Raw genomic sequence first — 12,869 nt, 5'->3', positions numbered from 1 at the left:
AACAAGCCGTGCTTACGATCTACAACACGCTCACCAAGAGCAAAGAAGTTTTCAAGCCGCTGGACGGTAACAATGTGCGCATGTACGTGTGCGGCATGACCGTGTACGACTACTGCCACATTGGCCATGGCCGCAGCATGATCGCTTTCGATCTGGTGACCCGCTGGTTGCGTTTCAGCGGTTACAACCTGACCTATGTGCGAAACATCACGGATATTGAAGACAAGATCATCAATCGTGCCCGTGAAAACGGCGAGCCTTTTGAGGTGCTGACCGAGCGCATGATCGCGGCGATGCATGAAGATGAAGCGCGGCTCAATATCCTCAAGCCGGATATGGAGCCTCGTGCCACGGATCATATCCCGGGCATGCACGCGATGATCCAGACCTTGATCGACAAGGGTTACGCCTACGCTCCGGGCAATGGTGACGTGTATTACCGCGTTGCCAAGTTCATGGGTTACGGCAAGCTGTCACGCAAAAAGATCGAAGACCTGCGCATCGGTGCACGCATCGAGGTCGACGAGGCCAAGGATGATCCGCTGGACTTCGTGCTGTGGAAGGGCGTCAAGCCCGGCGAACCGAGCTGGGAGTCGCCATGGGGAGCAGGGCGTCCGGGCTGGCACATTGAGTGCTCGGTGATGTCGACCTGCTGCCTGGGTGAGACGTTCGATATTCATGGGGGGGGCAGTGATCTTGAGTTCCCGCACCATGAAAACGAAATCGCCCAAAGCGAGGCGGCGACCGGTAAAACCTACGCCAACGCCTGGATGCACTGCGGGATGATTCGCATCAATGGCGAGAAGATGTCCAAATCCTTGAACAACTTCTTCACCATTCGCGATGTTCTGGCGAAATATCACCCGGAAGTGGTGCGTTATCTGTTGGTGTCGAGCCACTACCGTAGCTCGATCAACTACTCAGAAGACAACCTCAAGGATGCGAAAGCAGCCCTTGATCGTTTCTACAACGCACTTAAAGGCTTGCCGAAGGTGGCTGCAGCCGGTGGCGAAGCATTTGTCGAGCGCTTTACCCAGGTAATGAACGACGACTTTGGTACGCCGGAAGCCTGTGCAGTGCTGTTCGAGATGGTTCGCGAGATCAACCGGTTGCGCGAAACCGATCTGCAGGCTGCGGCCGGTCTGGCTGCGCGCCTCAAGCAACTGGCGGATGTGCTGGGTGTTCTGCAGTTGGAGGCCGATGACTTCCTGCAGGCGGGTGCCGAAGGCAAAGTCGATGCCGCTCAGGTTCAGGTCTTGATTGATGCGCGTTTGGCCGCCCGTGCCGGTAAGGACTGGGCGGAGTCTGATCGGATTCGCGATCAGCTCACGGCAATGGGTGTTGTGCTGGAAGACGGTAAAGGCGGTACTACCTGGCGTCTGGCTGACTAGGTTGCCCGTTGTATGAACAAAAGCCCGCCCAGTGCGGGCTTTTGTTTGCCTGTCTTTTACCGTCGCTACTAAAAACGGCACCCGAAGGTGCCGTTATCTGCAGCGGTTTGCACAATAATCAGCCGTGCAATGTTTCAGCTGCGTACAAGGTGTTTTCCAGCAGGCAGGCACGAGTCATCGGGCCTACGCCGCCCGGCACCGGGGTGATCCAGCCGGCGCGGGGCAGGGCGGTCTCGTAAACCACGTCGCCCACCAGCTTGCCGTCAGCCTGACGGTTGATGCCAACGTCGATCACGATGGCGCCTTCCTTGATCCATTCGCCCTTGACCAGGCCCGGCTTGCCGGCGGCTACAACCACCAGGTCGGCTCGGCCGACGTGGCCCGCCAGATCCTTGGTGAAGCGGTGGGTGACGGTCACGGTGCAGCCAGCCAGCAACAGCTCCATGGCCATTGGGCGACCCACGATGTTGGAGGCACCCACAATCACTGCGTCCATTCCGTACAGGTCCTGACCGGTGCTTTCCAGCAAGGTCATGATGCCTTTAGGCGTGCACGGGCGCAGCAGGGGGATGCGCTGTGCCAGGCGGCCGACGTTATAAGGGTGAAAACCGTCAACGTCTTTGTCCGGGCGAATGCGCTCCAGCAGTCTGGACGCATCCAGGTGTTCCGGAAGGGGCAGTTGCAGCAGGATGCCGTCGATGTTCGCGTCTTCATTAAGGCGGTCGATCAGATCGGTCAGGGCTTGCTGGGTCGTATCGGAAGGCAGGTCATAGGCTTGAGAAAGGAAGCCTACCTCTTCGCAGTCTTTACGCTTGTGCGAAACATAAACCTGGGAGGCAGGATCGCTGCCTACCAGAATCACTGCCAGGCCAGGGGTGCGCAGGCCTTGCTCGTGGCGCTCGGCGACACGTTTGGCAATCTGCTGGCGCAGGCTGGCGGCGATCGCTTTGCCGTCGATTAGTTGTGCAGTCATTACGCGTGATTAACCATCGTAAAGGGTGGAAAAAGGACGTGCATTCTCGCATGCCGTGGCGTAAGGGCAAAGGCGCTTGGTCTGCTTATTCCCCTAACCCCTTTATATTTCTAAACTTTTTTCAAAAAAGTGTTGACGACTTCCCGACTCACCTATAACATTCGTCGCACTTGTCGGGCACAGCCTAGCACTGGTTAAGAAGGTAGAGCGAAGTTGATGTCTAGCTTGGTGATACTGAAAGCACTTAGTTTGTAGTCGTCACAGAGTACAGATTAACAAGGCGCCCGTAGCTCAGCTGGATAGAGCATCCGCCTTCTAAGCGGATGGTCGCAGGTTCGAGTCCTGCCGGGTGCGCCATTAGGCAGCTTTGGCACAAGTAAGGCAACACAGGCAATATGGTGGGCGTAGCTCAGTTGGTAGAGCACGGGATTGTGACTCCCGTTGTCGAGGGTTCGATCCCCTTCGTCCACCCCATATTTAGAAAGACGCCAGATTAATCATCTGGCGTCTTTGCTTCAAAAGTTTGAAATGCGGATGTGGTGGAATTGGTAGACACACTGGATTTAGGTTCCAGCGCCGCAAGGTGTGAGAGTTCGAGTCTCTCCGTCCGCACCAAATTTAGTGGTTCATCCACTGTTTGACAAAAAGGCGCAGCACCTGAAAAGGGCTGCGCCTTTTTCGTTCTGGCGGTTTTTGGTTCTGATAGGGGTGTCGGGCGATTTTCCGGCGTTGAGGTGAGCTGCATTGTGTTGCTGCATTATGCGGTTTTTTGATCTTCATGCGCCGTAGAGAGCTTGCCGGGCGCCTGTCTGATGCTTGCTTCTATATAGAAGGCTCTGAATTAGGGTCTGTGTGTAAAGGTTTGTGTGTTCTGAGGTGGTTAAGCAAATGATTGCTTCCGCTTAATAATGTACCTGCTGTTTCTTTGCTCGATTCCGGTAGGGTGACTTCTTGAGTTTGACCCTCTAGAATGCATGCCCTTGATTATGGGGTCGGAAACGGCCGGCTAACGTCTGTGCAACGAGGAATATCCATGCAAGTTTCTGTTGAAAATACTTCCGCTCTTGAGCGTCGCATGACCATTGGCGTGCCAGCTGAGCGTATTGAGGCTGAAGTCAACAAGCGTCTGCAACAGACTGCCCAAAAGGCCAAGATCCCGGGCTTCCGTCCAGGCAAGGTGCCAATGAGCGTGATTCGTCAGCGTTACGAAGCTGATGCACGTCAAGAAGCTCTGGGCAATGTGATCCAGGCATCCTTCTATGAAGCAGTGGTTGAGCAAAAGCTGAACCCTGCCGGCCAGCCTTCGGTCGAGCCTAAGGTCTTTGAAAAAGGCAAGGATCTGGAATACGTTGCCACGTTCGAAGTTTTCCCTGAATTCGAAGTGACCGGTCTGGACACCATCGCCATCGAGCGCCTGAGCGCCGAAGTGGCTGATGCCGACCTGGATAAAATGCTGGACGTGCTGCGCAAGCAGAACACCCGCTTTGAAGTGACTGAGCGTGCTGCTCAGAACGAAGACCAGCTGAACATCGATTTCGTTGGCAAGGTTGATGGCGAAGTATTCGCTGGCGGTTCCGCCAAGGCTACCCAGCTGGTTCTGGGTTCGGGCCGCATGATCCCTGGCTTCGAAGAAGGTCTGGTGGGTGCCAAGGCTGGCGAAGAGCGCGTTCTGAACCTGACTTTCCCGGCTGACTACCAGAACCTGGACCTGGCTGGCAAAGCCGCTGAGTTCACTGTAACGGTCAACACTGTATCCGAGCCCAAGCTGCCGGAACTGAACGAAGAGTTCTTCGCCCAGTTCGGTATCAAGGAAACGGGTCTGGAAGGTTTCCGTGCTGAAGTTCGCAAGAACATGGAGCGCGAGCTGCGTCAGGCGATCAAATCCAAGGTCAAGAATCAGGTAATGGACGGTCTGCTGGCTGCCAACCCGATCGAAGTGCCTAAGGCATTGCTGTCCAGCGAAGTTGATCGTCTGCGCGTTCAGGCTGTTCAGCAGTTCGGTGGCAACATCAAGCCGGACCAACTGCCGGTTGAGCTGTTCGAAGAGCAAGCCAAGCGCCGTGTAGTGCTGGGTCTGATCGTGGCTGAAGTGGTCAAGCAGTTCGACCTCAAGCCTGACGAAGATCGCGTTCGCGAAATGATTCAGGAAATGGCTTCCGCTTACCAGGAGCCGGAGCAGGTTGTAGCTTGGTACTACAAAAATGACCAGCAATTGAACGAAGTGCGTTCGGTTGTGCTGGAAGAGCAAGTTGTGGATACTGTTCTGCAGAAGGCTAAGGTGACCGATAAAGCGGTCTCTTACGAAGAAGCTGTTAAGCCGGTGGAAGCTCCACAAGCCGACTGATTTCTGAATCGTTAGAAAACACAACCATAAGCCAGCCTCGAGCTGGCTTATGCGTATTCCAGACATGACTATTTGGGAGTGACTGCCGGACATGTCCCGCAATTCTTATATTCAGCAGAACTCTGACATCCAGGCCGCAGGCGGCCTGGTCCCGATGGTTGTTGAGCAGTCTGCCCGTGGCGAACGTGCCTATGACATCTATTCGCGCCTGTTGAAGGAGCGAATCATCTTCCTGGTAGGCCCTGTAGAAGACTACATGGCCAACCTGGTGGCGGCGCAGCTGTTGTTCCTTGAGGCCGAAAATCCGGACAAGGACATCCATCTTTACATCAACTCACCGGGTGGCTCGGTAACTGCTGGCATGTCGATCTACGACACCATGCAGTTCATCAAGCCGGACGTGTCGACCATCTGTATCGGTCAAGCGTGCAGCATGGGTGCATTCCTGTTGGCTGGCGGCGCGCCAGGCAAGCGTCACTGCCTGCCTAACTCGCGCATGATGATTCACCAGCCGTTGGGCGGTTTCCAGGGGCAGGCTTCGGATATCGACATCCATGCCAAGGAAATCCTCAACATTCGTCATCGTTTGAACTCGCTGTTGGCTCACCACACCGGTCAAACGCTCGAAACCATCGAGCGCGATACCGAACGTGACAACTTCATGAGCGCCGAGCGTGCAGCCGAATATGGTCTGATCGACTCTGTGTTCAGCAAGCGTCAAATGCCCGCTTAAGCAGTACAAGTGTGGCCGGTCGGGTTAACTGACCACCTGTGGGCTTGAAAAAGCCCGCAGTTGCCTTCATCTTGTGTTGCAAGCCTATCGGATTTGGATCGATCGAATGACTGACACCCGCAACGGCGAGGACAACGGCAAATTGCTCTATTGCTCCTTCTGTGGCAAAAGCCAGCATGAAGTGCGCAAATTGATTGCCGGCCCCTCGGTCTTTATCTGCGACGAATGCGTCGACCTGTGCAATGACATCATCCGTGAGGAGGTGCAGGAAGCCCAGGCCGAAAGCAGCGCGCATAAATTACCTTCGCCAAAAGAAATCAGCGGCATTCTTGATCAATACGTCATTGGTCAGGAACGTGCCAAAAAGGTTTTGGCTGTAGCGGTGTATAACCACTACAAGCGCCTTAACCAACGTGACAAAAAGAATGACGACGTCGAACTCGGCAAGAGCAACATCCTGCTGATCGGCCCGACCGGCTCGGGTAAAACCCTGCTGGCTGAAACACTGGCCCGTCTGCTGAATGTACCGTTTACCATTGCTGACGCAACCACGCTGACTGAAGCCGGTTACGTGGGCGAAGATGTGGAAAACATCATTCAGAAGCTGCTTCAGAAATGCGATTACGATGTAGAGAAGGCCCAGATGGGTATTGTCTATATCGATGAAATCGACAAGATTTCGCGCAAATCCGACAACCCTTCGATTACCCGCGATGTTTCCGGCGAAGGTGTCCAGCAGGCCTTGCTCAAGCTGATTGAAGGCACCGTGGCTTCCGTGCCGCCTCAGGGCGGTCGCAAGCATCCACAGCAGGAATTCTTGCAGGTTGATACCCGCAACATCCTGTTTATCTGTGGTGGCGCGTTCTCGGGTCTGGAAAAGGTTGTACAGGCTCGTTCGACACGTGGCGGCATCGGCTTCAGTGCTGAAGTTCGCAGTAAAGAAGAGGGCAAGAAGGTTGGCGAATCCCTGCGTGAAGTCGAGCCTGACGATCTGGTCAAGTTCGGTCTGATCCCGGAATTCGTGGGTCGTCTGCCTGTTTTGGCGACGCTGGATGAGCTTGATGAAGCTGCATTGATGCAGATTCTTACCGAGCCGAAAAACGCGTTGACCAAGCAGTACGGCAAGTTGTTCGAGATGGAAGGCGTTGATCTTGAGTTCCGTGCCGATGCCTTGAAAGCCGTCGCCAAGCGTGCGCTTGAGCGCAAGACTGGCGCACGTGGCCTGCGTTCGATTCTTGAAGGCGTGCTGCTCGACACCATGTATGAAATCCCCTCGCAGTCCGAGGTGAGTAAAGTGGTGATCGACGAAAGCGTTATTGAAGGCAAGTCCAAGCCGTTGTTGATTTATGAAAACAACGAAGCGACTGCCAAGGCTGCACCTGACGCGTAAGTGTATTGCTTTGTATTACACGCTGCGTGTTAAAGAAGGGGCCTTCGGGCCCCTTTTTTTTTCCTGTCGTTCAACGCTTGTTTTTTTTCGACACTGCCCCCATCTTGGCTCCAAGCTTACATCCATCTGATTACGGCCTTATGGCCGCCGTAGAGGCGAAATCATGAAGACAACCATCGAATTGCCTCTCCTGCCATTGCGCGATGTTGTGGTGTATCCGCACATGGTGATCCCACTGTTCGTGGGACGCGAGAAATCAATCGAGGCCCTTGAGGCTGCGATGACGGGCGACAAGCAGATTCTGCTGTTGGCTCAGAAAAATCCTGCGGACGATGATCCGGGTGAAGATGCCCTTTATCGCGTAGGTACTATCGCCACGGTCCTGCAGTTGCTCAAACTCCCGGATGGCACCGTTAAAGTACTGGTCGAAGGCGAGCAGCGTGGTGCTGTCGAGCATTTTGGCCAGGCGGATGGTTACCTGAGTGCCGAAGTCTCTTTGATCGATGAAGAGGCAGCACCGGAACGAGAGTCCGAAGTATTCGTACGCAGCCTGCTCTCGCAGTTCGAGCAGTATGTGCAGCTGGGGAAAAAAGTCCCGGCCGAAGTTCTGTCTTCGCTTAACAGCATTGATGAGCCAAGTCGTCTGGTCGATACGATGGCTGCCCACATGGCGCTCAAGATCGAACAGAAGCAGGAAATTCTCGAAATCATTGACCTGCAAACCCGGGTCGAGCACGTCCTGGCGTTGCTGGATGCCGAAATTGACCTGTTGCAGGTCGAAAAACGCATCCGTGGCCGTGTCAAAAAGCAAATGGAGCGCAGCCAGCGCGAGTACTACCTGAATGAGCAGATGAAGGCCATTCAGAAAGAGCTGGGCGATGGTGACGAAGGTCACAACGAAATCGAAGAGCTGAAAAAGCGTATCGATGCTGCGGGCTTGCCAAAGGATGCAATGGCCAAGGCCCAGGCCGAGTTGAACAAACTCAAGCAAATGTCGCCGATGTCTGCAGAAGCCACCGTGGTGCGCTCCTACATCGACTGGCTGGTTCAGGTGCCGTGGAAGGCCCAGAGCAAGGTACGCCTTGACCTGAAGCGTGCTGAGGACATTCTTGACGCGGATCACTACGGTCTGGACGAAGTCAAAGAGCGGATTCTCGAATACCTCGCCGTGCAGAAGCGCGTGAAGAAAATTCGTGGTCCGGTTCTGTGTCTGGTCGGACCTCCTGGTGTGGGTAAAACCTCGCTGGCAGAATCCATTGCTCATGCAACGAACCGCAAGTTCGTACGCATGGCTTTGGGTGGCGTTCGTGATGAGGCGGAAATCCGTGGTCATCGCCGCACCTACATCGGTTCGATGCCAGGTCGATTGATTCAAAAAATGACAAAGGTGGGTGTTCGCAACCCGTTGTTCCTGCTCGATGAAATCGACAAGATGGGCAGCGACATGCGTGGCGATCCGGCCTCTGCATTGCTCGAAGTGCTGGATCCCGAGCAAAACCACAACTTCAATGACCATTACCTGGAGGTCGACTACGACCTGTCCGATGTAATGTTCCTGTGCACCTCCAACTCGATGAACATCCCGCCGGCCTTGCTGGACCGGATGGAAGTCATTCGTCTGCCGGGCTACACCGAAGACGAAAAAATCAATATCGCGGTCAAATACCTCGCGCCCAAGCAAATTGAGGCCAATGGCCTGAAGAAGGGTGAGCTGGCATTCGACAACGAAGCGATTCGGGACATCATTCGTTATTACACGCGTGAAGCCGGTGTGCGGGGCCTTGAGCGCCAGATCGCGAAGATTTGCCGCAAGGCGGTCAAAGAACATGCGATGGAAAAACGCTTCACGGTGACCGTGACTCCGGAGCTCCTGGAGCACTTCCTGGGTGTAAGAAAATTCAGCTACGGCCTCGCCGAGCAGCAGGACCAGATCGGTCAAGTGACCGGGTTGGCCTGGACTCAGGTGGGGGGTGAATTGCTGACGATTGAAGCCGCTGTTGTGCCGGGTAAAGGACAGTTGATCAAGACCGGCTCGCTCGGTGACGTGATGCTTGAGTCGATTACCGCGGCTTTGACGGTGGTACGAAGCCGCGCCAAGAGCCTCGGTATCCCATTGGATTTCCACGAGAAACGAGACATTCACATTCACATGCCGGAAGGCGCTACGCCCAAGGATGGCCCAAGTGCGGGTGTCGGCATGTGCACGGCGCTGGTCTCGGCATTGACACTTATTCCTGTGCGTGCAGATGTTGCAATGACCGGTGAAATTACTCTGCGTGGTCAGGTATTGGCGATCGGAGGCTTGAAGGAAAAGTTATTGGCGGCTCACCGTGGTGGGATCAAGACGGTAATTATTCCTGAAGAGAATGTTCGCGATCTGAAGGAAATTCCTGACAACATCAAACAGGATCTTCAAATCAAACCGGTTAAATGGATTGACGAGGTCCTGCAAATTGCGCTGCAATACGCGCCGGAGCCCTTGCCGGATGTGGCTCCCGAGATTGTTGCCAAGGACGACAAGCGAGAGTCTGACTCTAAGGAAAGAATTAGCACGCATTAATACGGATTTGCCTGATGTGCTTTCTTGACGCTTTTTAGAGCCCTTGTTATAAAGCGGCTCTATAAGTGTCAATAAGTGCTTCAGCAATCGTTTTTGCTTTCACCAAAAAACTTTAGAAACATACTCAAACAGATATAAGGGGACTTAGAGTGAACAAGTCGGAACTGATTGATGCTATCGCTGCATCTGCTGATATCCCGAAAGCTGCAGCTGGTCGTGCACTGGACGCAGTAATCGAATCCGTCACTGGTGCTCTTAAGGCTGGCGACTCTGTGGTACTGGTTGGCTTTGGTACTTTCTCTGTAACCGATCGTCCTGCTCGCACTGGTCGTAACCCACAGACCGGTAAAACGCTGGAAATTCCTGCTGCTAAAAAGCCTGGTTTCAAAGCCGGCAAAGCACTGAAAGAAGCGGTTAACTAAGTTTCTGTAACACCTTTTACCCAACCGGGTCAGGCGCACGCCAGGCTTGGCAGCGGAGCGGTAGTGCCGTCGATGATGACATCGTCGTGTTACGCCGGGGGTCGCGGGTTCGAGCCCGGTCCGCTCCGCCAGTTACGAGAAGGCGCATCCTCGGATGCGCCTTTCTTCTATCCGGACTCTACCCACGCTCCACGGTTGTTCATTACGTAAGACCGTTTCTGGGGGAAGCATGCTGCAAAATATCAGGGACAATTCACAAGGTTGGATTGCCAAGACCATCATCGGAGTCATCGTCGCGTTAATGGCGTTGACAGGTTTCGATGCCATTTTCCAAGCCACCTCTACCAGCCAGGATGCCGCCAAGGTAAACGGTGAAGAAATCACTCAGACCGAACTGAGCCAGGCCGTCGACATGCAACGTCGTCAGCTGATGCAGCAGTTGGGCAAGGATTTCGACGCTTCTCTGCTGGATGAGAAGATGCTGCGCGAAGCGGCCCTCAAGGGGTTGATCGATCGCAAGCTGTTGCTGCAAGGCGCCAATGAAGCGAAGTTCTCCTTCTCCGAGGCGGCACTGGATCAAGTGATTCTGCTGACTCCCGAGTTTCAGGAAGATGGCAAGTTCAGCCCTGAGCGTTTCGATCAGGTGATTCGTCAGCTGGGCTACGGCCGTCTGCAGTTCCGCGACATGCTGGGTCAGGAAATGCTGATCGGTCAGCTCCGTGCCGGTTTGGCTGGCAGCGGCTTTGTGACCGACGAACAGGTGAATGCGTTTGCCCGTCTTGAAAAGCAAACCCGTGATTTCGCTTCTCTGAACATCAAGGCCGACCCGGCCGCGGTGAAACTCAGTGACGAAGAGATCAAGGCCTACTACGACGAGCATGCCAAAGAGTTCATGACGCCGGATCAGGTCGTGATCGACTACATCGAATTGAAGAAGTCGGCTTTCTTTGATCAGGTGACTGTTAAAGATGATGAGCTGCAAGCGCTTTATCAGAAAGAAATTGCCAACCTGGCAGAACAGCGTCGTGCTGCACACATTCTGATCGAAGTCAGCGACAAGGTCAGCGACGAGCAAGCCAAAGCGAAAATCGTCGAGATTCAGCAGCGATTGGCCAAGGGCGAAAGCTTCGAGGCATTGGCCAAGGAGTTCTCCCAGGATCCGGGTTCTGCTGCCAATGGCGGCGATCTGGGCTTCGCGGGTCAGGGTGTCTATGATCCAGTGTTCGAAACAGCGCTCTATGCTCTGAACAAGGATCAGGTTTCCGAGCCGGTGCGTACCAGCTTCGGTTATCACCTGATCAAGCTGCTGGGTGTTGAAGCACCTGAAGTGCCGAGCTTCGCCAGTTTGAAAGACAAGCTGACGCGTGATCTGAAAACGCAACAGGTTGAGCGCAGCTTCGTTGACGCGACCAAGCAGCTTGAGGATTCGGCTTTTGAAGCATCGGATCTGGCCCAGCCTGCCCAGGAGTTGAAGCTGACTGTGCATACCTCTGAGCCATTTGGGCGTGAAGGGGGTGATGGCATTACGGCCAATCGTGCTGTGATCCAGGCTGCATTCAGCACTGAGGTGATGGATGAGGGTGCGAACAGCACTGCGATCGAACTCGATCCCGAGACCGTGGTTGTATTGCGCGTCAAGGAGCACCGCAAGCCTGAGCAGTTGCCTCTGGAAGCCGTTGCCTCGAGCATTAGTGCGCAACTGGTCAAGGAGCATGCAAGTGCTGCGGCCAAGACCAGGGCTGAAGACATCATCAAAGGGCTGCGCGATGGCAAGCTGCCGTTGAATCAGCCGGTTGATGGTCAGTCGTGGAAGGCGCAAGAAGCGGTTGCCCGGAGCCAGGAAGGTATTGATCCTGCGGTCCTGCAAGCCGTGTTCCGCATGGCCAGACCTGAGTCCAAGGACAAGCCGACGTTTGGCAGTGTCACCCTGGCCGATGGCAGTGTGGTTGTTCTGCGTTTGAACGGCGTTAACGATGCTGCGCAACCCACCGAAGAAGAGAAAGCGTCCTATCGCCGCTTCCTCGCTTCGCGTGCTGGCCAGCAAGACTTTGCAGCCTACCGCAAGCAGTTGGAAAACGAGGCCAAGGTCGAGCGCTACTAAGCGTTCTTCGTAGCCTCACTAAAAATGGCCGCTCATTGAGCGGCCATTTTTTATGGGCGGTAAAGTAGCCCCGGCGGTTAGTCCCTGGACATCAGAACGAAAAACGCCCGGTGCAATTAATGCCCCGGGCGTTTTTTGTGGCGATGGCGAAGGGTTTATTCTTCGATGTTGCCCATTGCGGTGGTGTTGAAGCCACCGTCTACGTACATGATTTCGCCGCTGATGCCCGACGCGAGGTCCGAGCACAGGAAGGCGCCGGCATTGCCGACTTCGTCGATGGTGACGTTGCGACGCAGGGGTGTTTGCGCTTCGTTGGCCGCCAGCATTTTACGGAAGTTCTTGATCCCGGATGCTGCCAGTGTGCGGATCGGGCCTGCCGATACGCAGTTAACGCGGGTGCCTTCAGGGCCCAGGCTGCCAGCCAGATAGCGTACGCCGGCTTCCAGGCTGGCCTTGGCCATGCCCATCACGTTGTAGTTAGGCATGGTGCGCTCTGCGCCCAGGTAGGACAGGGTCAGCAGGCTACCGTTGCGGCCTTTCATCATCGGGCGGCCAGCTTTGGCCAGGGCCACGAAGCTGTAGGCGCTGATGTCGTGAGCAATGCGGAAACCTTCGCGGGTGGTGGCGTCAGTGAAGTCACCGTCCAGTTGGTCGCCCGGGGCGAAACCTACGGAGTGAACGATGCAGTCCAGGCCATCCCACTTTTTGCTCAGTTCTTCGAAAACCTTAGCGATTTCTTCATCGCTGGCAACGTCGCAAGGGAAGCACAGTTCAGGGCTGGAGCCCCAGCCTGCAGCGAACTCTTCAACGCGGCCTTTAAGCTTTTCGTTCTGATAAGTGAAGGCAAGTTCGGCGCCTTCACGGTGCATGGCGGCAGCAATGCCAGAAGCGATGGACAATTTGCTAGCGACACCGACGATCAGGACGCGCTTACCGGCGAGAAAACCCATGTGTT

The 12,869-nt window shown here is 54.9% G+C and carries 9 protein-coding genes and 3 tRNA genes; 10 read left to right on the top strand and 2 right to left on the bottom strand.

Annotated elements, in window-relative coordinates:
* The first annotated feature begins 8 nt into the window (after positions 1-8).
* A complete protein-coding gene (gene cysS, locus AWM69_RS03570; RefSeq protein ID WP_218725790.1) occupies positions 9-1,391 on the top strand; it encodes a cysteine--tRNA ligase in 1,383 nt (460 codons plus the stop codon).
* A gap of 118 nt (positions 1,392-1,509) precedes the next feature.
* Here cysS and folD read toward each other — a convergent pair whose 3' ends face one another.
* Positions 1,510-2,364, bottom strand: coding sequence for a bifunctional methylenetetrahydrofolate dehydrogenase/methenyltetrahydrofolate cyclohydrolase FolD (gene folD, locus AWM69_RS03565; RefSeq protein WP_218725789.1), 855 nt, complete (start codon positions 2,362-2,364; stop codon positions 1,510-1,512).
* A 280-nt stretch (positions 2,365-2,644) separates the two neighbouring features.
* On the opposite strand from folD, the gene AWM69_RS03560 reads away from it, so the two are divergent.
* From AWM69_RS03560 to AWM69_RS03520, 9 genes are all read left to right on the top strand, one after another.
* Positions 2,645-2,721, top strand: a tRNA-Arg gene (locus tag AWM69_RS03560).
* A 41-nt stretch (positions 2,722-2,762) separates the two neighbouring features.
* Positions 2,763-2,838 (top strand) — tRNA-His (locus AWM69_RS03555).
* Positions 2,839-2,894: 56 nt separating this feature from the next.
* Positions 2,895-2,979: transfer RNA gene (locus AWM69_RS03550), tRNA-Leu, on the top strand.
* A 418-nt stretch (positions 2,980-3,397) separates the two neighbouring features.
* Positions 3,398-4,708, top strand: a complete 1,311-nt coding sequence (gene tig / locus AWM69_RS03545; RefSeq protein ID WP_048379374.1) for a trigger factor — start codon at positions 3,398-3,400, stop codon at positions 4,706-4,708.
* Positions 4,709-4,799: 91 nt separating this feature from the next.
* Positions 4,800-5,441 (top strand): ATP-dependent Clp endopeptidase proteolytic subunit ClpP, encoded by a 642-nt coding sequence (clpP, locus tag AWM69_RS03540; RefSeq protein WP_019408040.1) that lies wholly within the window; start codon positions 4,800-4,802, stop codon positions 5,439-5,441.
* A gap of 106 nt (positions 5,442-5,547) precedes the next feature.
* Entirely contained in the window at positions 5,548-6,831 is a 1,284-nt protein-coding gene (gene clpX / locus AWM69_RS03535) for an ATP-dependent Clp protease ATP-binding subunit ClpX (RefSeq protein ID WP_048379377.1), read from the top strand.
* Between the two features lie 163 nt (positions 6,832-6,994).
* A complete protein-coding gene (gene lon / locus AWM69_RS03530; RefSeq protein ID WP_131652838.1) occupies positions 6,995-9,391 on the top strand; it encodes an endopeptidase La in 2,397 nt (798 codons plus the stop codon).
* A gap of 149 nt (positions 9,392-9,540) precedes the next feature.
* Positions 9,541-9,813, top strand: a complete 273-nt coding sequence (locus tag AWM69_RS03525; protein ID WP_003183171.1) for an HU family DNA-binding protein — start codon at positions 9,541-9,543, stop codon at positions 9,811-9,813.
* A gap of 229 nt (positions 9,814-10,042) precedes the next feature.
* Positions 10,043-11,914 (top strand): SurA N-terminal domain-containing protein, encoded by a 1,872-nt coding sequence (locus AWM69_RS03520; RefSeq protein ID WP_218725788.1) that lies wholly within the window; start codon positions 10,043-10,045, stop codon positions 11,912-11,914.
* A gap of 155 nt (positions 11,915-12,069) precedes the next feature.
* Here the strand turns inward: AWM69_RS03520 and fabI are convergent, their stop codons facing one another.
* The gene (fabI, locus tag AWM69_RS03515; RefSeq protein WP_048379384.1) at positions 12,070-12,864 is read right to left on the bottom strand and encodes an enoyl-ACP reductase FabI; all 795 of its coding nucleotides are present in this window, start codon (positions 12,862-12,864) and stop codon (positions 12,070-12,072) included.
* Positions 12,865-12,869: the final 5 nt, after the last annotated feature.

It is taken from the genome of Pseudomonas sp. D1HM (assembly GCF_019266105.1).
Lineage (GTDB): Bacteria > Pseudomonadota > Gammaproteobacteria > Pseudomonadales > Pseudomonadaceae > Aquipseudomonas > Aquipseudomonas taetrolens.
The sequence above is the reverse complement of the archived record's forward strand: the minus strand, read 5'-3'. Positions and strand labels throughout refer to the sequence as shown.

Coding starts and splice junctions, on each gene's coding strand:
- AWM69_RS03520 (WP_218725788.1), top strand. CDS start 10,043: ATGCTGCAAAATATCAGGGACAATTCACAAGGTTGGATTGCCAAGACC.
- lon (WP_131652838.1), top strand. CDS start 6,995: ATGAAGACAACCATCGAATTGCCTCTCCTGCCATTGCGCGATGTTGTG.
- fabI (WP_048379384.1), bottom strand. CDS start 12,864: ATGGGTTTTCTCGCCGGTAAGCGCGTCCTGATCGTCGGTGTCGCTAGC.
- clpP (WP_019408040.1), top strand. CDS start 4,800: ATGTCCCGCAATTCTTATATTCAGCAGAACTCTGACATCCAGGCCGCA.
- clpX (WP_048379377.1), top strand. CDS start 5,548: ATGACTGACACCCGCAACGGCGAGGACAACGGCAAATTGCTCTATTGC.
- folD (WP_218725789.1), bottom strand. CDS start 2,364: ATGACTGCACAACTAATCGACGGCAAAGCGATCGCCGCCAGCCTGCGC.
- tig (WP_048379374.1), top strand. CDS start 3,398: ATGCAAGTTTCTGTTGAAAATACTTCCGCTCTTGAGCGTCGCATGACC.